The following is an 18,287-nucleotide window of genomic DNA, read 5'->3' as shown; positions in this document are numbered from 1 at the left end:
TGACTACAACAATCTTTGATTCGGTCACATCGGTCTTTCAATCATTTTCCAACTTTGCAGTATAGAAATTAATCAATTAAAACAATCAAAAAATGGACACACAAAAAGTATGGTTTGTAACCGGAGCGTCAAAAGGTTTAGGATTAACCTTAGTAAAAAGATTACTGAATGAGGGATATTCTGTAGCCGCAACTTCAAGAAATCTTGCTGAACTAAAAACGGCAGTCAATTCTGAAAGTGAATCTTTTCTTCCCTTAGAAATGGATTTAATTAATGAAAACAATGTTGCTGAAGCCATCCAGAAAACCGTTGAAAATTTTGGCAAAATTGATGTAATTGTCAACAACGCAGGATACGGTCAGTTGGGAACTTTAGAAGAATTAACAGATGAAGAAAGCCGTAAAAATTTTGACACCAATGTTTTCGGCTCACTCAATGTTATCAGAAAAGCAATGCCTTATTTAAGAGCTCAGAAAAGCGGACGTATCATTAACATCGCTTCAATTGCTGGACTTACAGGAGATTTTGCAGGTTGGGGAATTTACTGTTCTACCAAATTTGCAGTAGTGGGTTTCACAGAAGCCTTAGCGGCAGAAATAAAAGAGTTTGGTCTTCATGCAACCGTTGTTTATCCCGGATACTTCCGAACTAATTTCCTTACAGGCGGTTCATTAAGAACTCCTGAAAATGAAATTGAAGAATACACCGCAGCAAGACAGCTACAAACCGTTCACGAAAAAGAAATCAATGGAAATCAGCCTGGAGATCCTGAAAAAGCAGCAACTGTTTTGATAGAGCTTGCTTCAGTGGAAAACCCGCCGGTACATTTAATGTTGGGTTCAGATGCATTTCAATTTGCAGGAAATAAACTGGATGCACTTCAAAAGGAAATTTCAGAATTTAAAAACCTGAGTATATCAACAGATTACTAAATTTGTAGAGGCAGTAGTTTTCTGCTGCCTCATTTTTCAATTATGAATAAAAGAAAATTATACACCATCGATACGATATCTGAACTGCATAAAATTTCAGGATTATCGCAACCGGAACATCCTCTAATCAGCCTTGTTGATTACAGTCTGGTGAATTATCAGATCGACGAACCGGAAATTAACTGGATTCAGGATTTATATTTTATCGGTTTGAAACGTGACCTTCATGGAAAAATGACTTACGGACAAGGAAAATATGATTACGACGGCGGATTGGTGTCTTTTATTGCTCCGAGACAACTCGTCGGCTTAGACATCAGTCGTCAGGAGAAGAAACCTTCCGGTTATATTCTAGCTTTTCATCCCGATTTTTTGTGGAATACTGATTTGGCAAAAAAAATTCACAATTATGATTTTTTCGGATATAAAGTAAATGAAGCCTTATTTCTTTCAGAAAAAGAAGAACAGATCCTGATTGGAATTTTTCAAAGTATAAAACAAGAATATCAGTCTGGAATTGATCAGTTTACGCAGAATATCATCATTGCTCAGATTGAAGTTTTGCTCAATTATTGTGAACGTTTTTATCAGCGGCAGTTTATTACCAGAAAGAAAACCAATCATCAGATTTTAGATAAACTTGAAATCTTTCTTGAAGAGTATTTTACAAGTGAAAATATCATCAATAACGGACTTCCAAGTGCGCAACTGATCGCTGAACAGTTAAATATTTCGACCAATTATTTAAGCAGCTTACTCAAATCTCTTACCGGACAGACAACACAGCAGCACATCCACGGAAAACTGATCGAAAAAGCCAAAGAAAAACTGTCTACAACCGAACTTTCTGTAAGTGAAATTGCTTATGAATTAGGGTTCGAACATTCACAGTCTTTCAGCAAATTATTTAAAGCTAAAACGGAGGTTTCACCTTTAGAATTCAGAAAATCATTTAATTAAAATTTTAAACTAAAAACTTATTCGGCTACAACAAACTACTTTTTGGATACATCGATTATCAGATGAAAACTGAACTTTGCATCATAAATAATAGTCAAAAAATGAAAGTATTTGTTACAGGCGCTACAGGTTTCGTAGGAACTGCTGTAGTACAAGAATTATTAGCAGCCGGTCATCAAGTTTTAGGATTAGCGAGATCTGAAGAATCAGCAAAAAAATTAACTGAAGCGGGTGCAGAAGTGCATCGTGGAGATTTAACTGATTTTGAAAGTCTGAAATCGGGAGCTTCCGTTTCGGATGCGGTGATCCATTTAGGATTTGTTCACGATTTTACCCGCTTTGAAGAAATGTGTGCTTTAGATAAAGAAGTGATTGAAACTATTGGTGATACTTTAGTGGGAACCGATCGTCCTTTTATCATTACTTCCGGTACAGCTCTTTTTTCAAAAGATGGGATTACCACAGAAAATGATCTTTCAGCAAACAATCCGCATCCAAGAATTGCAACAGAAAATGCAGCAGATGCTTTAGCTGAAAAAGGTGTAAAAGTTGCCGTTGTAAGATTATCTCCGTCTGTTCATGGGAAAGGAGATATAATCGGATTTGTTCCGTTATTGATTAAAATTGCAAAAGAAAAAGGAGTTTCAGCTGTTATTAATGATGGAAATAATCTTTGGCCGGCTGTTCACAGATTAGACGCTGCAAAATTATACCGTTTGGCTTTGGAAAAACCAATTGAAAAAGGAACAAGATATCACGCTGTCGCAGAACAGGGAATTCCTTTTAAAACAATTGCCACACAAATTGCAGATCGATTGAATATTCCAATTGTTTCTCTTAATTCTGAAGAAGCAGCAGAACATTTTTCATGGTTTACGCATTTTGCGAAATTAGATAATAAAACATCAAGCGAAGAAACAAAAAGATCGTTAGGCTGGAATCCTGAACATCCAACGTTACTCGAAGATTTGCAGGGTTCAGTTTATTTTACTGAATATCAATAATTTGTATCTTTATTATTCTTGAAATTTGATTTAAATTCCAAAAACACTTACAATCATGCCTGATAATCAACCGATAAGATTAAAAACCATTTCCGAATTTCATACGTTGCGAGGTTTACCAAAACCAAAGCATCCATTAATCAGTGTGATTAATTTTGAAGATATGGCAGAAACTTCAGTGATAGGAAGACAAAATTTAATGTTTGATTTTTATATGATTTCTGTAAAAAGAGATATGACTCACAAATACAGATACGGGCAACAGGATTATGATTTCGATGAAGGTGTAATGTTTTGTATGGCGCCACATCAAATTTTAAGTGTAATAAGAGAAGAACAAGGTAAAAACCCTTCCGGATGGATGCTGATGATTCATCCGGATTTTCTTTGGAATACACCCATGGCTTCTGCGATCAAAAAATATGAGTTCTTTGATTATTCTGTAAATGAAGCTTTATTTTTATCTGAAGATGAAGAAATAAAAATTCAGCAGATTATCGAGAATATCAAGCAGGAATATCAGACAAATATTGATAAATTCAGTCAGAATATTATAATTTCCCAACTCGAAACCCTTCTCAATTATTCTGAGCGTTTTTATCAGCGTCAGTTTATTACACGCCACAAAGCGCATCATCAGTTTTTAGAAAAACTGGAAAATCTTCTTAATGCTTATTTTGAAAGTGATGATATAAAAGAGCAAGGATTGCCAAGTGTTCAGTTTCTCTCAGAAAAGCTGAATATGTCGCCTCAATATATGCGTAGTCTGCTGAAATCATTAACCGGACAAACTACACAACAGATTATTCACGAAAAACTGATAGAAAAAGCCAAAGAAAAATTGTCAACAACCGATCTTACTGTAAGTGAAATTGCTTACGAATTAGGCTTTGAACATTCACAATCTTTTAATAAATTATTTAAATCCAAAACTGATATTTCGCCTTTAGAATTTAGGAAATCTTTTAATTAAAATTTTATCAATCTGTATAATACTCTCAATTTTATTTGCATTAAAAATCTTTTACATTTACTATTTTTTTAATACGCACCTATTAGAAATAATCTGTTAATCACTATCTTTACTTAAGTTTTCTCATTAAAGGAGATTTTCAAACTTAAATTTTCATGCTCAATTCTACTCAATCAGGCATTTCCAAAACTGTAATTTGGTCAATGTCAATTATTTCAGGCCTTGTCGTTGCCAATAATTATTATAACCAACCGTTGTTGGGACTTATTGCAAAAGATTTTTCGGTAAGTGAAAGTGCGGCAGGAAAAATCTCTGTACTTACACAGCTCGGTTATGCTTTTGGTTTACTGCTAATTGTTCCTTTAGGCGACAAATTTCTAAGGAAAAAATTAATTTTAATTGATCTGGTTTTAGTTTTCGCTGCACTTTTGTGGATGACATTTGCCACAGAATTGTGGATGCTGTACGCTGCAAGTTTATTGATCGGAACGACTTCGGTAATTCCTCAATTATTTGTTCCCATCGCTGCCGAATTATCTTCAGAAAAAGACAAAGCAGCCAATATCGGATTGGTTGTTTCGGGATTGTTATTAGGGATTTTACTTTCCCGTTTTGTAGGTGGAATCGTAGGTGAACTTTGGGGCTGGAGATCTATGTTTGGAATTGCTGCAGGTTTAATGCTTTTAGTCTGGGTTTTTGTGTATAAAATGCTTCCGGAATTACAACCAAATTTCAAAGGAACTTATCTTGAACTGATGAATTCTGTACTGCAATTGGCAAAAACACAACCTGTTTTGCAGTTGGCCTCTTTTCGTGGAGCAATGGCATTCGGATCGATGTGCGCATTGTTCACAACCCTGGTTTTTCATATGGAAAGACCGCCTTTTGAAGTAGGAGCTTCTGTTGTAGGAAGTTTTGGATTGGCAGGAGCTGTAGGAGCTTTGGCAGCCGCAAAAGTGGGCAGTTTACAAAATAAAATGAGTATCAATCGTATTATTTTATATGCTCTTTTAATCCTGATCGGAAGTTGGGGATTCACTTATTTTGCAGGAAATACATATTGGGGATTGATTATCGGGGTAATTTTGATTGATCTTGGCGTACAATCTAGTCACATTATGAATCAAACCAATTATTTCTTATTGAAAACCAATGCCGTAAATCGTTTGAATACTGTTTATATGGTTTCTTATTTTATTGGTGGTTCACTTGGAACTTTTTTCGCTTCTTTGGCATGGCAATATGCACAATGGGAAGGTGTTTGTTTTGTAGGAATTACAATGGGATTGCTGGCTTTAATTGCACATATAATTTTCAGTAGAAAAGTAAGTTTAAAATCTAAAATTATTTAATTTTCATGATTACATTCAACTGGTACTATTTGGCTCTGAATAAGTTCTCTGTGCTTTTTTCCCCATTGATCTAGTTGTTTCCAAATGGGAACCAGCTCTTCTGCGATTTCTGTTAATTCATAATCAACTCTTGGAGGAACTTCAGCATAGACGGTTCTTTTGACCAATCCTTCTTTTTCCATTTCTCTCAACTGAAGGGTAAGCATTCTTTCGGTTATTCCTGGGATTCTTCTACGAATTTCACTGAAACGCAGTTTTCCATTTTCAAGTTTACATAAAATCAAAAGCTTCCATCTGCCACCGATTTTACATACTGCATACGTCAAATCACATTCTTGCGTAAGATATTGAGCATTAATACTATTCGTGGAGTTTTCTTTTTTTGTTCCCATTACTTACAAATTTGTTAGTACCAAACAATTAGCTGTGTACAGTGCAAAGTTAGGGTTTCAGATTAATTTTGTGTCATTAATTTTACCTGAAATACTTGGCGACAATAGAAATCGCTGAATTTATAACTAAAGATTTACAAAAATAAAAACCTATATGAAGAAGTTTGCATACATAGGATGTTTAGGATTTATAGCAGTCATTACAACCGAGTTTGGCGTAATAGGAATTTTACCTCAAATTGCCGAACATTACAAAATCAGTATCGACAAAGCCGGATATTTATTAAGTGCTTTTGCCTTGATTATTGCCCTTACCGGACCTTTCATGACATTACTTACCTCCGGATTCGATCGCAGAAAAGTAATGCTCACAGCAATTTCCATTTTCTTGATTACAGGAATTGTCTCTTCATTATCACCACCTTTTTGGCTTTTAATGATTGTGAGAATACTTCCTGCATTTTTACAGCCGGTTTATATTGCTACCGCTTTGTCTGTTGCCATATCTAAAGTTGATAAAAAATATGAAAATCAAATGATGAGTATTGTTTTTAGCGGTGTTGCAATTGCGATGGTTACCACAGTTCCTTTTGCCACCTGGCTTTCAAGCTTATATTCGTGGGAATCTTCATTCATCGTTCAGACAATTGTAAGCCTAATTGCTTTATTTGTTATTTACTTTTCATTACCACCCATTCCGGTAAAAGAAAAGAAATCATACGGAAGTCAGTTAACAATATTAGTACAGCCAACATTTATTATCAGTACGGCAATGAATTTTTTTATGATCACAGCATGGTTTTCCACATACAGTTATTTTGCAGATTACCTTAATAAAGCCAAAGGAATGGATATGACCATGATAAGTTATATGCTCTTTTTATTTGGAATTATCGGAGTATTTGCCAATTGGGTTGCCGGGAAAATGCTAGGCAAAAGCATCGCGAAAACAACAGCTTTTTTTCTTTCAGGAACTATTTTAATACCTGTTTTATTGTATTTTTCAGAAGAAAACTTCGTTGCCAATATTCTTGTGATCGGAATATGGGGCTTTCTCTATTCTCCGAGTTTTCTCAACGCTTCAGCCTACATGATTTCGTCTGTTCCTCAATCTATGGAATTTGCCAACAGTCTCGCTACATCATTCGGAAATTTAGGTGTTACATTAGGAACGACTTTAGGTGGATTTATGATTGTAAATAAAGGCGTTGAATATAATCCCTGGATAAGTCTCGTTTTTGGAGTTCTTGCTTTCTTAATGATAATTTTAAGAAAAATAGTAGAGAAAAAACAGGAAACATTACAATTATGCAAAGAATAAATCGGCTTAATTTTTTACAATCCGGCAGATAGGCTAACTTTGACAAGCTAATGATTTTGATGGTTCAATTTTTATTTAACTCATATTTTCTTGGTTGAAAAAACGAATCATTATTATTAATTTATTAAAATTTAAAAATATGAAAATAGAAATCTGGTCGGATGTGATGTGTCCGTTTTGCTATATAGGGAAGAAAAATTTTGAACAGGCTTTAGAAAATTTGTCGTTCAAAGATGAAGTAAAAGTAGAGTGGAAGAGCTTTCAGCTAGACCCGACTTTAGAGCATTCTGAAACAAAAACAACTGCAGAATATTTCAGAGAGAAAAAAGGTTTCCCGGAAGAACAGGCAAAACAAATGACTACTCAGGTGATACAGATGGGAAAAGCTTCAGGAATTGATTTTAATTTCGAAAAAGCATTGATTACCAATACGTTTACGGCTCATAAACTTCTTCATTTAGCTAAAAAATATAACAAATCTTCAGAAATGGAGGAGGAGTTGTTTAAAGCTCATTTTCTGGATGGGAAAAATGTGGGCGACATTGATACGCTTGTTTCTTTGGCAGTTTCTTTGGGCATTGACGCTGAAGAATCAAAAAGATTTTTACAGTCTGAAGAATTTGATTACGAAATCAATCAGGACATTTTGGAAGCCAGAAACAATGGAATTTCAGGCGTTCCATTTTTTATTTTGAATGGCAAATATGGCGTGTCGGGCGCACAACCTGCAGAAGTTTTAAAAAATGCCCTGACACAAACTTACGAAGAAACGGTTGTTCCTTTTAAAGATAATACGCAAAACAATCTTTCTTGTGATGCAGACGGCTGTTCAATTTAACATAATATAGTTCATGATTACATTAAATAAAGAATTGAGCTATCCGATTTCCGAAACTCTTTTTGTGTTTGCGTTAGATTCAGAAGCAGGAAAAGTATTTGATCACACCCGAAAATCAATTACCGGAATAGGAAAAGTAAATGCAGCCATTGCATTAACAAAAGCAATTCACGAAAAAAAACCAAAACTGATTGTCAATCTTGGTTCAGCAGGCGGTTACGGCTTTAAAAAAGGAGACGTAATTTGCTGTACAAAATTTATCCAGAGAGATATGGACGCCCAAGGTTTGGGTTTTAAGAAATTTGAGACTCCACTTTCAGGTATTCCTATAATTTTGGAAAACGGACTGAAAATGGATCATCTAAAAGAAGGAATTTGTGGAAGTGGTGACAGTTTTGAGATGAATCACATCAATACAGAATACAATGTTATCGATATGGAAGCTTATCCTTTAGCGTTGATTGCGATGCAGGAAAATATTCCATTTCTATGTTTAAAATATATTTCTGATGATGCCGGAAGCGATGCGGCAGATGATTGGTCGGTTCAGGTACATCTTGCTTCAGAAGCATTTAAGCACATATTATTTACAGAAGTATAAAATTTAAACCAATCTAAAATTAAAATATGAAAGCAATTATTTTAGAAAATGCAGGCGGAACAGAAAATTTAAAACTTACGGAAATAGAAAAACCAGCTATTAAACAAGGTGAAGTTTTAGTTGAAGTAAAATCTATAAGTATCAATCCAATAGACATAAAAACCCGTTCAGGTAAAGGAGCTTTTCAAAAATTAAAAGATGAAAATCCGTTGATTTTAGGTTGGGATATTTCCGGAATTGTAGTTGAAACTCATTCTTCGAAGTTTAAAGTGAATGACGAAGTTTTTGGAATGATTAATTTTCCCGGACATGGAAAAGCCTATGCTCAGTTTGCCACTGCTTCTGAGAATCATATCGCTTTAAAACCAAAAAACATTAATTTTGAAGAAGCAGCGGCAACAAGTTTAGCGGCCTTAACCGCTTTACAAGCAATTGAAAAAGCTGAACTAAAAGAAGGTCAAAACGTTTTGATTCATGCAGCATCGGGTGGAGTCGGGCATTTTGCAGTTCAGATCGCAAAATATTTGGAAGCTTCCGTAACCGGAACTTCATCTGCCAAAAACAGGGAATTTGTCTTAAGTTTGGGAGCAGATCATCATATCGATTATAAAAATTATGACTGGGAAAACTCTGAGGAAAAATTTGATTTTATTTTAGATACTATCGGTGGTGAAAATATTGATCATTCTGTGAAAGTTCTGACAGAAGGAGGGATTCTGATTAGTATTCCAAGTGGCTTGAATGAAGATGTTGAAGAAAAAGCAGCTTCTGTAAAAGGAAAAGGATTTAAAATGATGGTTCAATCTGATGGAAATGGTATGCAAAAACTCGCTGAACTTTTAGAAAAAGGATTTTTAAAGCCTCATATTTATAAAACATATCACTTTAATGAAATGTCTGATGCTCATGAAGAATTGGAAAAGGGGAGAACGGTAGGAAAAATTGTGGTTTATTTTTAGAAATAAAAGATTAAATCGATTAACACAAATGAATTATGGAAAATATTTCTGAAATAATTTTAGTGAACAATAAAAACATTATGTTGTTACATTTGGAATCTTTTCTTACAGAGAATAATTTAACATTTACTTATAAGCTAAAAGAAGGCTGGTCTAAAATGGAAATCGGAAAAATACTTTTTGATAAGCATGGATTAAATGATCTATTAAAACAAAATTATCAATAAAACCTACATATGAAGAACTATATATTTCTGGCATTTGCGATACTTTTCGAATCTGTCGCAACATCTTTTTTAAAAGCATCTGAAGGATTTACAAAACCTTTGCAAACTGTAATTTTTGTCGTAGCAATGTCAGCTTCATTTTATTTACTCACACACGCCATAAAAGTTATTCCAATCGGGATTGCGTATGCAATTTGGTCGGCCGTGGGAATCGTTTTAATTTCTTTGGTTGGGTATTTTGTTTATAAGCAAACTCTTGATCTTCCTGCAATACTTGGGATTCTTTTGATTATAATCGGAGTAGTGATTATCAATGTATTTTCAAAATCGGCATCTCATTAATTTGAAGTTGAAAATTGTATGTATAGAAATCTGAAAAAATATCTAATTTAACATAATGTAAATTATAGGACTTTTTATAATTACGGAATAGTGTACTTAATAGGCAATATTCCTAAACTCGATATTAAATTAAAGCCGATTCAGGTTTTCACAGATTAATGGTAAATTCTTAAAGTTCTCTTTTAATTTTAAATGATACACTGAAATATATAATTGTCAAAAAATTTAAAATTTCTAATTATAGAATTTCTTTAAATAAACTGCTGATTATAATTTTGATTAGACGATAAAATATCAGTGAAAAAAATTTTAAGCGATTCTCAGCGATTAGAATTTGAAGGAAAAATTTCAATTTGTCTCAGATTAAAAATACAATGTCTAAATTAGCAGTTATAATGTTTAACATAATATTAAAATCATGAAAAAGTATATTGTATTTGGAGCATTGTCTGTTTTGATGATAAGCTGTAATAAAAAAGATGAAACTGTAAAACCTGTAGCTACTACAGATTCTCTTGAAGCTCCGGCTGAGCAGGTAATTGATACTTTAGGAGCAAAAACTTTTTGTTATTTGGGGGTTACCGGCAAAGACAGTGTTTTTGTAAGCATTGATGATAATTTAGGCACACTTTCTGGAAAAATGGCTTATAAAAATAGCGAAAAAGACAGTTCAAAAGGTGAATTATTTGGATTTAAATCCGGTGATACTTTAAAACTGACTTATCAATTTGCGTCTGAAGGTACAACCAGCAAAAGAGATATTTTCTTCATTCAGAAAGACAATACTTTAATGGAAGGAATCGGAAGCCAGAAAGATGAAAACGGATTGATGCGTTATGCTGACGAAAAGAAAATAACCTATAAAGACGGGCAAAAACTTGAAACAGCTGATTGTAAAATGGTCACAAGAGCTTTAAAATAATTATTGTTATTAAATAAAAAAATGCAACTCTTGTGAGTTGCATTTTTCATTTATAATTCACCATTAAAAGTTTTAATAAACTCTTCAACAGCAGTATTATTAGTATTCCATGAAGTTATCAGACGGATTGCTGATGAATTTTCGTTTATTTTTTTCCAAACATAAAATTCAAATTTTTTAGATAAAACTTCAATGATTTGATTGTCTAAAATAGGAAAAATCTGATTGGTATAGGTATCAGAGAGAAACTGCACTCCCCTTTCAGACAAAGCATTTTTTATCTTCATTGCCTGCTGATTGGCATTCTTAGCCAGCTCAAAATATAAATCGTTCTGCATCAGCTCCAAAAACTGAATTCCCAGAAGCCTTCCTTTTGCCAATAACGCTCCTTTTTGTTTGATATTAAAAGCAAAATCTTCCTGTAAAATTTTATTATTAACGATAATTGTTTCTCCTAATAAAGCTCCGTTTTTAGTTCCGCCGAGATAGAAAACATCGGTCAGTTGAGCAATATCTTTTAATTCTAAATCACTGATTTCTGAGGTTAAAGCATGCCCCAACCGCGCACCGTCCATGAAGAGATAGAGATTATTTGCTTTACAAAATGCTGAAAGGTCTTCCAGTTCTTTTTTTGTATAAATCGTTCCGAGCTCTGTAGAATTTGATATATAAACTAACTTCGGCATCACCTGGTGTGGAATATTCTGATGGCTCTCCAAAACAGGAATAATATCTGATGGAAATAGTTTTCCGTCTTCCTTTTCGATACTCAAAATTTTATGTCCCGTTGCTTCAATTGCTCCGGTTTCATTATTCAGAATATGACCTGTTGCAGCAGAAATTACGCATTGATAAGGTCTTAAAATAGATGAAATAACAATCAGATTTGCCTGCGTTCCCCCGGATACAAAATAGACATCGGCATCCTGTGCTTCAATCTTATTTTTAATTAAATCTTTAGCTTTTCTAGAATACTCATCTTCACCATAGCCTGCCTGTTGATCGAGATTATTGCGAAGGAGAGATTCTAAAATCTGAGGATGACAACCTTCGGAATAATCGTTTTTAAAAGAAAATTTCATAGTGTAAAATTAAAAAATCTTAAAATAACAAGACCAACATTTAAAAAATATTTTGTTAGATTTGTAATGAAAATCATCTAACATTTTGAGAACAACATTAACAGAAGAAAATTATCTGAAAGCTTTGTTTCATGTAGTTGACCATGAAGGAAAAGTCACGATTAATGAATTGAGCAAATTTCTTAACGTAAAAATGCCGAGCGTTAATAATATGATGAAGAAATTTGCCGATAAAAACTGGGTGATTTATGAAACCTATAAACCGCTTAGAGTTACCGAAAAAGGCAGACGTGAAGCCGCTTTGGTGGTAAGAAAACATCGTCTTACTGAAATGTTTTTGGTGAAAAAGATGAATTTTGGCTGGGAAAATGTGCACGAGATTGCAGAACAGCTGGAGCATGTACATTCGCAGATTTTCTTCGATAAAATGGATGAGATTTTAGACTATCCGAAATTTGATCCTCACGGCGAGCCCATTCCCGATAAAGACGGAAATATTATTGCACAGGATCTTCAGCAGTTAAGTAACTGTAAAGTGGGTGAAACTGTAGTTTTTGCCTCTGTTACGTTATCTGATGATGCCTTTCTTAATTACCTTACTGAAAGAAAACTTCTTCTGAATACTAAGATTAAAATTCTTAAAATTGAAGATTTCGATAAATCAATTACCATAGAAATTTCCGGAAAAACAGAGGTTCTCAGCAAGAAAGCGACAGAAAAGATTCTGGTAAAGCATTAAAAAAAGCGGATTAAAAATCCGCTTCAATAATATAATTAATTATTTCAAATATTTGGTAATTTCTTCGTCTGTAGGCTTTACTTTGCTTACAAAACTATCAATTAGCTTCCCGTTTTCATCAATTAAAAACTTGGTAAAGTTCCATTTTACTTCGGTATCTTTTACTCCGTTTAGTTGTTTTTCAGTAAGATATTTGAAAACTGGAGCAGTATCATCACCTTTTACAGAAACTTTAGCTGCTAAAGGAAAAGTAACCCCATAATTTTTCTGACAAAAAGCACCAATCTCAACATTCGTTCCTGGTTCTTGTCCGCCAAAATTATTTGCAGGGAAACCAACAACGACCAGTTTATCACCATATTCTTTAGAAAGCTTTTCCAAATCTGCGTATTGAGGGGTAAAACCACATTCTGAAGCAGTATTTACAACAAGAATTTTCTTTCCTTTAAAATCTGCAAAGTTGATTGTTTTGCCTTCTTCAAGAGCGTCTACTTTATAATCGTATATTGTTTGTGACATAGCCTGTTTTGTTTTTACTTTAGAAACTTCGCTTTTTTTCTGAGCGCAACTGTTAGAAAACGCCATAAAAGAAATAAGCACTATAAAAAAATTCTTCATTTTGAGATATTTATTTAAAATTTAAAATTGTTAGCAGGAAATACTTTATTGATTTCCACTTTGTAGAGAAGCATCACGTAATCGCCATCTTTTTTGGTGCTCGATGATTCTAATCTGAATGGCATCATCAAATTCCCGACCTTTTTGTAATCTGAATACGTTAAAGTTTCATCTTTTTTTATTTCTTTTAAAAGCATGAATGATTTAGTATCAAAATAGTAGTAGTTTTTATTAACGTTTTTGGTCAATTCTACTTTATGGCAATAGATCTCTCCTACTTTTTCTTTCCCTAAATATTTTGCTTCAAAACCTTTATTTTCCCAGTCAATAAAATCATTATCAAAGCTTTCGGGAACATATTCTTTATACTCCTGAAGTTTATTGGCTGCATAATTCATGGCGTACCCTTTATTGCCGTCATACCCTTCAATGGCGGTGTCTTTTCCTCCGATTGTAATGACAGTTTTGGTTAAATTGGGTCTTTGCTGATATATTTTGATAGGATATTCGTCTTTAATTCCTAAAATTACTTTTCCTTGAAGTAATACTGAATTTAAAAGTTTCCAATTGGTCAATCCTCCCGATAATTCTATATTTTTTTCGATAATTTCTTTAGCAGTCTGAGCAAAAGACAGTTGAGAAAAAATCAGGACGAAAGCGATGAGTAATTTCTTCATTAAATCAATTTATAAAATCAAATATAAGGCTTTTTTAATTTTAAAAGTTGAAAATGAGGCAATTTGAAAATGAAAGCCGATAACATAACATTTTCAAAATTATCTAATTTAAACAAATTTTCAAATTAATTTTCTGGCTTTTTCCAGATCTTCAGGCGTATCAATTCCTACTCCGATGAAATTGGTTTCAATCAACTTTATTTTCATACCATATTCAAGGTAACGAATGCATTCTATTTTTTCTGAAATTTCTAAAGGTTTCATTTCCAGTTTTGAAAATTGAAGTAAAGCATGTTTTCTGAAAGCATACACGCCGATATGTTTGAAATAATCAACCTGAAAAGAAATTTCTCTGTGAAAAGGAATTACAGAACGGCTGAAATACAGTGCAAAACCGTTGTTATCGGTAATTACTTTTACATTATTTGGGTTTTCTATTTCTTCTTTTTCGTGAAGTTTTATTTTTAATGAAGCCAAAGAAATTTCCTGATTTTCATCTTCTTTAAAAACGTCAATCAATTGTTGTAAAGGTTCTAATTTTAAGAACGGCTCATCCCCCTGAACGTTGATTACGATATCGCAATCGATATTCTGTACAGCTTCTGCAATTCTGTCACTTCCTGTTTCATGTTGCCCCGTCATTACAGCTTTTCCGCCATTGTTTTCAATTTCGTTAAAAATAATTTCAGAATCCGTTGCTACAAATACTTCGTCAAAAAGTCCGGTTTCCACAACATTTTGGTACGTAGTTGTAATGACTGTTTTTTCACCCAACATCTGCATCAGTTTTGCGGGAAAACGGCTGGCTTCATAGCGCGCAGGAATTACAGCGATAATTTTCATGTTAAGAGTTATAAGTTATTAATTATAAGTTATGAGTCTTATTCTTTGTGGTTATTATTATACTTCGTATAATTTTTAGTAATTGTGAAGCCTGGTTTTTTAAATTCTCAAACTCTTCTTTTGAAATATATTGAGTTGCAAAAAGAAGTTCAAGCCAATAAATTGTTTCATCGCATTCTTTTTGAGAAATGGATAATTTATGAATAAAATCCATTTTACTTTGAGCATTCAATGCTTCACGTACATTTGCTCCTATAGAAGTTCCTGAACGTAAGATTTGTTTGGATAAAATGTATTCTTTTTTTTCAACACTAAACTTTTTATAGAAATTGACAATATGTATTGCGAATTCAAAGCTCTCTTTCCCAACAATACTTTCACTCATAACTTATAATTAATAACTTATAACTTAAAAGCATTATTTTAAATTATTTAAAGCATTTTCCAATTTAGGCATCATCAATTCAATTTCTTTGATATCTAAACCTCCAACAGAAGCTCTGAACCATGGCTCAGATTTAGCTTCGCCAAATGCAGAGAAAGGTACTAAAGCAACGCCTGCTTCATTGATTAAATAAAATACCAAATCAGAAGAATTTTCAATCACTATTCCGTCTGGCTTTGTCTTTCCGATGTAATCTAACTTGATTGTCAAGTAAAGTGCACCCATCGGTTCAATACTTTCAACAGTTAAACCTTTCGTTTTCAGACCCTGAATTCCGTTGTGAAGAACCTTTAAGCTTGCTTCCAGTTTTCCTTTAAAATCATCGATAAATGTATTGACATTATCAGCATTCTGGAAATATTTTGCAGTTGCTTCCTGCTCTGGTTTTGGTGCCCAAGCTCCAACGTGAGTCAATAAAGCTTTCATTTTATCAATAATATGAGCCGGACCAAATCCCCATCCTACACGAACTCCTGTTGCGGCAAGACATTTGGAAATACCTTCAATATAAATTGTAAATTCTCTCATTTCAGGGAAAAGAGATACCGGATCAACGTGTTTTGCACCAAAAGTAAGATTAGAATAAATCTGATCGTACATTAAATATAACGGCTTTTGGTCTGCTCCTCTTTTGCTGTTTTCCTCTAAAATCATTTCACAGATTTCTCTCAACTGAGCTTCTGTAAACATGGTTCCTGTAGGATTTAACGGCGAACAAAGTGCTAAAAGAACAGCTCCGCTTAAGTGAGGTCTTAAATCATCAGCAGTGGGTAAGAAATTGTTTTCCGGAGTTGTCTTCACTTCAACAGCATCTGCAGAAGTAAGATAAGCGTAATGATTATTATTCCAAGACGGTGTAGGATAAATTACTTTATCGCCTTCATCAACAATTGTTTTATATACGGCATAAATCAACGGTCTTGAACCTGCTGTAATCAGAATATCGTTTGCTGAATAATCAAGATTCCATCTTGTTTTAAGGTCTTTAGAAACTTCACTTCTTAAAGATAACAATCCGTTTGCCGGTGGATAATTGGTTAAATTATTCTGATACGCTTTCTGAATTTCTTCTTTTAATTCTGCAGGAATCGGGTAAAGATTAGAATTTAAATCTCCAATCGTAAGATTGGCAATCTCTGCTCCTTTCGCCTTTAAATCATTTACTTCATTACCAATTTTTACAATTTCAGAACCAATAAGGTTCGCTGCTAATTTTGAAACTTTCACTTTTTATTATTGTTAGATATTAGATACTAGATGTTAGATGTTAGATTTAAAAGTTGAAATCTAACATCTAATTATTTTAATTCAACTGAAGATCTTTTCTTACTTCTTCTATTTTTGCTTCTAAAGCTTTTAAAGTTTCCTCAAAATCTTCTTTTGAAGTTATATTTTCTTTCACAGAAACATAGAATTTAATTTTCGGTTCTGTTCCTGAAGGTCTTACGCAAACTTTTGTTCCGTCCTGAGTGTAATAAATTAAAACATTAGATTTTGGAATATCATCCATTACATGTTTTTCATTTTCAGAAACTACGAAATTGGTCTGCTCTTTAAAATCTTTTACTTCTTCAACCAATGAACCAGCCAATGATTTTGGAGGATTTTCTCGGAAATTCTTCATCATATTCTGAATTTCTTCCGCTCCGTCTCTTCCTTTTTTAACGATATTAATTAAACCTTCGTAATACATTCCGGTTTCCTGATAAATCTCAATCAGGTATTCGTACATCGTTTTTCCGTTCGCTTTACACCAAGCTGCAATTTCGCAGGCTAAAATGATACTTCCGCAAGAATCTTTGTCACGAACGAAATCTCCGGTCATGAAACCAAAACTTTCTTCACCACCACAAACAAATTTTTCCTCACCTTCAAAATCACGGATCATTTTTCCGATCCATTTGAAACCTGTCAATCCAACTTTACAGTCTACACCGAATTTTTCAGCTATATCAAAGAAAATATCTGAAGTTACAATTGTAGAACCTATGAATTCTTTTCCTGTAATTTTTCCTTGTTTTTTCCATTGGTCTAAAATATAATACGTCAAAATCGTATTACACTGGTTTCCGTTTAATAATTGAATTTCACCTTCCAGATTTCTGACGGCAATTCCCAATCGGTCTCCATCGGGATCTGTTCCGATTACGATATCTGCATTGGTGATTTTAGCTAAATCCATCGCCATTTCCAAAGCTGCAGGTTCTTCCGGGTTTGGAGAATCTACGGTCGGAAAATTTCCGCTCGGAATCATTTGTTCTTTAACTAAATCAATCTTTTTGAAACCAGCTTTTTCCAAAGCTTTCGGAACAGTTGTGTAAGTTGTTCCATGAATGGAAGTGAAAACAATATTTAAATTACCTTTTCCAACATCCTGATATGAAGAGTTTTCGATACAGGCATCGATATAAACATCATCTTGCTCCTCTCCGATCCACTCGATAAGATCGTCATTTCCTTCAAATTTTATTTCTTCAAATTTTACCGAATATACTTCATTGATAATCGCTTCATCATGTGGCGGAACGATTTGCGCGCCGTCATTCCAATATACTTTGTAACCGTTATATTCAGGCGGATTGTGAGAGGCTGTCAATACAATTCCTCCATTACATTTTCTGTCACGAACAGTGAAAGATAACTCCGGAGTTGGTCTGTGATTTTTAAACAGAAGAACTTTTATTCCGTTTGCTGTTAAAACATCTGCTACCAATTTTCCGAATTCTTTTGAATTATTTCTTACATCATAAGCAATCGCAACGCTTATTTCTTCACCTTGAAACTGCTGCAACATATAATTCGCAAGTCCTTGTGTTGCTTGACCTAACGTATATTTATTTAAACGATTGGTTCCAACACCCATAATTCCTCTCATCCCTCCTGTTCCGAATTCTAATTCTCTGTAAAAAGAATCTTCCAAATCAGGAGAATTGCTGTCGATTAACAATTGAACAGCATCCTTCGTTTCTTTATCAAAGGAATCATTTAACCAAAGTTTCGCTTTTTCTAATGTTGTCATATTTGTATATTTTTTTAGTTGGAAGTTTGGAAGCAGGGAGC

Annotated in this window: 21 protein-coding genes; 13 read left to right on the top strand and 8 right to left on the bottom strand. The window is 33.7% G+C overall.

The features are described 5' to 3' along the window. Positions 1 to 92 precede the first annotated feature (92 nt). The 5 genes from OH814_RS01880 to OH814_RS01860 all read left to right on the top strand — a co-directional run bounded on the left by OH814_RS01880 (position 93) and on the right by OH814_RS01860 (position 5,221). On the top strand, positions 93 to 932 hold the full coding sequence (locus tag OH814_RS01880; protein ID WP_308826882.1) for an SDR family NAD(P)-dependent oxidoreductase: 840 nt from the start codon (positions 93 to 95) through the stop codon (positions 930 to 932). 42 nt (positions 933 to 974) lie between these two features. Further along, complete coding sequence (locus OH814_RS01875) at positions 975 to 1,892, top strand: helix-turn-helix transcriptional regulator (protein WP_308826881.1); 918 nt, start codon at positions 975 to 977, stop codon at positions 1,890 to 1,892. Between the two features lie 101 nt (positions 1,893 to 1,993). Continuing rightward, on the top strand, positions 1,994 to 2,896 hold the full coding sequence (locus OH814_RS01870; RefSeq protein WP_308826880.1) for an SDR family oxidoreductase: 903 nt from the start codon (positions 1,994 to 1,996) through the stop codon (positions 2,894 to 2,896). A 55-nt stretch (positions 2,897 to 2,951) separates the two neighbouring features. Continuing rightward, positions 2,952 to 3,869 (top strand): AraC family transcriptional regulator, encoded by a 918-nt coding sequence (locus tag OH814_RS01865; RefSeq protein ID WP_159474984.1) that lies wholly within the window; start codon positions 2,952 to 2,954, stop codon positions 3,867 to 3,869. Positions 3,870 to 4,072: 203 nt separating this feature from the next. Continuing rightward, a complete protein-coding gene (locus OH814_RS01860) occupies positions 4,073 to 5,221 on the top strand; it encodes an MFS transporter (RefSeq protein ID WP_308826879.1) in 1,149 nt (382 codons plus the stop codon). On the opposite strand, the gene OH814_RS01855 is transcribed toward OH814_RS01860, so the two are convergent. Then, a complete protein-coding gene (locus OH814_RS01855) occupies positions 5,218 to 5,613 on the bottom strand; it encodes a helix-turn-helix domain-containing protein (RefSeq protein WP_279196111.1) in 396 nt (131 codons plus the stop codon). The two genes, OH814_RS01860 and OH814_RS01855, sit on opposite strands and share 4 nt — an antisense overlap. Positions 5,614 to 5,767: 154 nt before the next feature. Between OH814_RS01855 and OH814_RS01850 the strand changes: the two genes are divergently transcribed. The 7 genes from OH814_RS01850 (at position 5,768) to OH814_RS01820 (ending at position 10,823) form a co-directional block, all read left to right on the top strand. Further along, positions 5,768 to 6,934 (top strand): MFS transporter, encoded by a 1,167-nt coding sequence (locus OH814_RS01850; protein WP_308826878.1) that lies wholly within the window; start codon positions 5,768 to 5,770, stop codon positions 6,932 to 6,934. A 139-nt stretch (positions 6,935 to 7,073) separates the two neighbouring features. Then, positions 7,074 to 7,772, top strand: coding sequence for a DsbA family oxidoreductase (locus tag OH814_RS01845; RefSeq protein WP_308826877.1), 699 nt, complete (start codon positions 7,074 to 7,076; stop codon positions 7,770 to 7,772). Between the two features lie 13 nt (positions 7,773 to 7,785). After that, positions 7,786 to 8,373 (top strand): nucleosidase, encoded by a 588-nt coding sequence (locus OH814_RS01840; RefSeq protein WP_308826876.1) that lies wholly within the window; start codon positions 7,786 to 7,788, stop codon positions 8,371 to 8,373. Between the two features lie 26 nt (positions 8,374 to 8,399). Further along, positions 8,400 to 9,332 (top strand): NADP-dependent oxidoreductase, encoded by a 933-nt coding sequence (locus OH814_RS01835; RefSeq protein ID WP_308826875.1) that lies wholly within the window; start codon positions 8,400 to 8,402, stop codon positions 9,330 to 9,332. A gap of 35 nt (positions 9,333 to 9,367) precedes the next feature. Beyond that, the gene (locus OH814_RS01830) at positions 9,368 to 9,559 is read left to right on the top strand and encodes a hypothetical protein (protein ID WP_308826874.1); all 192 of its coding nucleotides are present in this window, start codon (positions 9,368 to 9,370) and stop codon (positions 9,557 to 9,559) included. A 9-nt stretch (positions 9,560 to 9,568) separates the two neighbouring features. Beyond that, entirely contained in the window at positions 9,569 to 9,901 is a 333-nt protein-coding gene (locus tag OH814_RS01825) for a multidrug efflux SMR transporter (RefSeq protein WP_079466891.1), read from the top strand. Positions 9,902 to 10,319: 418 nt separating this feature from the next. Then, positions 10,320 to 10,823, top strand: coding sequence for a hypothetical protein (locus OH814_RS01820; protein ID WP_308826873.1), 504 nt, complete (start codon positions 10,320 to 10,322; stop codon positions 10,821 to 10,823). A 50-nt stretch (positions 10,824 to 10,873) separates the two neighbouring features. Here the strand turns inward: OH814_RS01820 and OH814_RS01815 are convergent, their stop codons facing one another. Continuing rightward, complete coding sequence (locus OH814_RS01815; RefSeq protein WP_308826872.1) at positions 10,874 to 11,905, bottom strand: aminotransferase class V-fold PLP-dependent enzyme; 1,032 nt, start codon at positions 11,903 to 11,905, stop codon at positions 10,874 to 10,876. A gap of 85 nt (positions 11,906 to 11,990) precedes the next feature. Here OH814_RS01815 and OH814_RS01810 point away from each other — a divergent pair, with 85 nt between their 5' ends. Then, positions 11,991 to 12,644, top strand: coding sequence for a metal-dependent transcriptional regulator (locus OH814_RS01810; protein WP_115618938.1), 654 nt, complete (start codon positions 11,991 to 11,993; stop codon positions 12,642 to 12,644). A gap of 39 nt (positions 12,645 to 12,683) precedes the next feature. On the opposite strand, the gene OH814_RS01805 is transcribed toward OH814_RS01810, so the two are convergent. The 6 genes from OH814_RS01805 to OH814_RS01780 all read right to left on the bottom strand — a co-directional run bounded on the left by OH814_RS01805 (position 12,684) and on the right by OH814_RS01780 (position 18,246). Continuing rightward, a complete protein-coding gene (locus OH814_RS01805) occupies positions 12,684 to 13,262 on the bottom strand; it encodes a glutathione peroxidase (RefSeq protein WP_076558613.1) in 579 nt (192 codons plus the stop codon). Between the two features lie 14 nt (positions 13,263 to 13,276). Beyond that, entirely contained in the window at positions 13,277 to 13,939 is a 663-nt protein-coding gene (locus OH814_RS01800; protein WP_279196102.1) for a histidine kinase, read from the bottom strand. A 120-nt stretch (positions 13,940 to 14,059) separates the two neighbouring features. Further along, positions 14,060 to 14,782, bottom strand: coding sequence for a 3-deoxy-manno-octulosonate cytidylyltransferase (gene kdsB / locus OH814_RS01795; RefSeq protein ID WP_308826871.1), 723 nt, complete (start codon positions 14,780 to 14,782; stop codon positions 14,060 to 14,062). A gap of 22 nt (positions 14,783 to 14,804) precedes the next feature. Next, entirely contained in the window at positions 14,805 to 15,167 is a 363-nt protein-coding gene (locus tag OH814_RS01790; RefSeq protein ID WP_308826870.1) for a four helix bundle protein, read from the bottom strand. A 33-nt stretch (positions 15,168 to 15,200) separates the two neighbouring features. Next, positions 15,201 to 16,454 (bottom strand): aminotransferase class I/II-fold pyridoxal phosphate-dependent enzyme, encoded by a 1,254-nt coding sequence (locus OH814_RS01785; RefSeq protein ID WP_308826869.1) that lies wholly within the window; start codon positions 16,452 to 16,454, stop codon positions 15,201 to 15,203. 76 nt (positions 16,455 to 16,530) lie between these two features. Further along, positions 16,531 to 18,246: a phospho-sugar mutase gene (locus OH814_RS01780; RefSeq protein ID WP_308826868.1), complete on the bottom strand. Its 1,716-nt coding sequence runs from the start codon at positions 18,244 to 18,246 to the stop codon at positions 16,531 to 16,533. Positions 18,247 to 18,287 lie beyond the last annotated feature (41 nt).

The organism is Chryseobacterium sp. CFS15, from assembly GCF_031118795.1.
GTDB lineage: Bacteria > Bacteroidota > Bacteroidia > Flavobacteriales > Weeksellaceae > Chryseobacterium > Chryseobacterium indoltheticum.
Note: the sequence above shows the minus strand (reverse complement) of the source record. Positions and strands in the feature narration are given on the sequence as shown.

Excerpts from the sequence above, each read along its gene's own strand:
- OH814_RS01880 (WP_308826882.1), top strand. The coding sequence starts at position 93 with ATGGACACACAAAAAGTATGGTTTGTAACCGGAGCGTCAAAAGGTTTA.
- OH814_RS01875 (WP_308826881.1), top strand. The coding sequence starts at position 975 with ATGAATAAAAGAAAATTATACACCATCGATACGATATCTGAACTGCAT.
- OH814_RS01870 (WP_308826880.1), top strand. The coding sequence starts at position 1,994 with ATGAAAGTATTTGTTACAGGCGCTACAGGTTTCGTAGGAACTGCTGTA.
- OH814_RS01865 (WP_159474984.1), top strand. The coding sequence starts at position 2,952 with ATGCCTGATAATCAACCGATAAGATTAAAAACCATTTCCGAATTTCAT.
- OH814_RS01860 (WP_308826879.1), top strand. The coding sequence starts at position 4,073 with ATGTCAATTATTTCAGGCCTTGTCGTTGCCAATAATTATTATAACCAA.
- OH814_RS01855 (WP_279196111.1), bottom strand. The coding sequence starts at position 5,613 with ATGGGAACAAAAAAAGAAAACTCCACGAATAGTATTAATGCTCAATAT.
- OH814_RS01850 (WP_308826878.1), top strand. The coding sequence starts at position 5,768 with ATGAAGAAGTTTGCATACATAGGATGTTTAGGATTTATAGCAGTCATT.
- OH814_RS01845 (WP_308826877.1), top strand. The coding sequence starts at position 7,074 with ATGAAAATAGAAATCTGGTCGGATGTGATGTGTCCGTTTTGCTATATA.
- OH814_RS01840 (WP_308826876.1), top strand. The coding sequence starts at position 7,786 with ATGATTACATTAAATAAAGAATTGAGCTATCCGATTTCCGAAACTCTT.
- OH814_RS01835 (WP_308826875.1), top strand. The coding sequence starts at position 8,400 with ATGAAAGCAATTATTTTAGAAAATGCAGGCGGAACAGAAAATTTAAAA.
- OH814_RS01830 (WP_308826874.1), top strand. The coding sequence starts at position 9,368 with ATGGAAAATATTTCTGAAATAATTTTAGTGAACAATAAAAACATTATG.
- OH814_RS01825 (WP_079466891.1), top strand. The coding sequence starts at position 9,569 with ATGAAGAACTATATATTTCTGGCATTTGCGATACTTTTCGAATCTGTC.
- OH814_RS01820 (WP_308826873.1), top strand. The coding sequence starts at position 10,320 with ATGAAAAAGTATATTGTATTTGGAGCATTGTCTGTTTTGATGATAAGC.
- OH814_RS01815 (WP_308826872.1), bottom strand. The coding sequence starts at position 11,905 with ATGAAATTTTCTTTTAAAAACGATTATTCCGAAGGTTGTCATCCTCAG.
- OH814_RS01805 (WP_076558613.1), bottom strand. The coding sequence starts at position 13,262 with ATGAAGAATTTTTTTATAGTGCTTATTTCTTTTATGGCGTTTTCTAAC.
- OH814_RS01800 (WP_279196102.1), bottom strand. The coding sequence starts at position 13,939 with ATGAAGAAATTACTCATCGCTTTCGTCCTGATTTTTTCTCAACTGTCT.
- kdsB (WP_308826871.1), bottom strand. The coding sequence starts at position 14,782 with ATGAAAATTATCGCTGTAATTCCTGCGCGCTATGAAGCCAGCCGTTTT.
- OH814_RS01790 (WP_308826870.1), bottom strand. The coding sequence starts at position 15,167 with ATGAGTGAAAGTATTGTTGGGAAAGAGAGCTTTGAATTCGCAATACAT.
- OH814_RS01780 (WP_308826868.1), bottom strand. The coding sequence starts at position 18,246 with ATGACAACATTAGAAAAAGCGAAACTTTGGTTAAATGATTCCTTTGAT.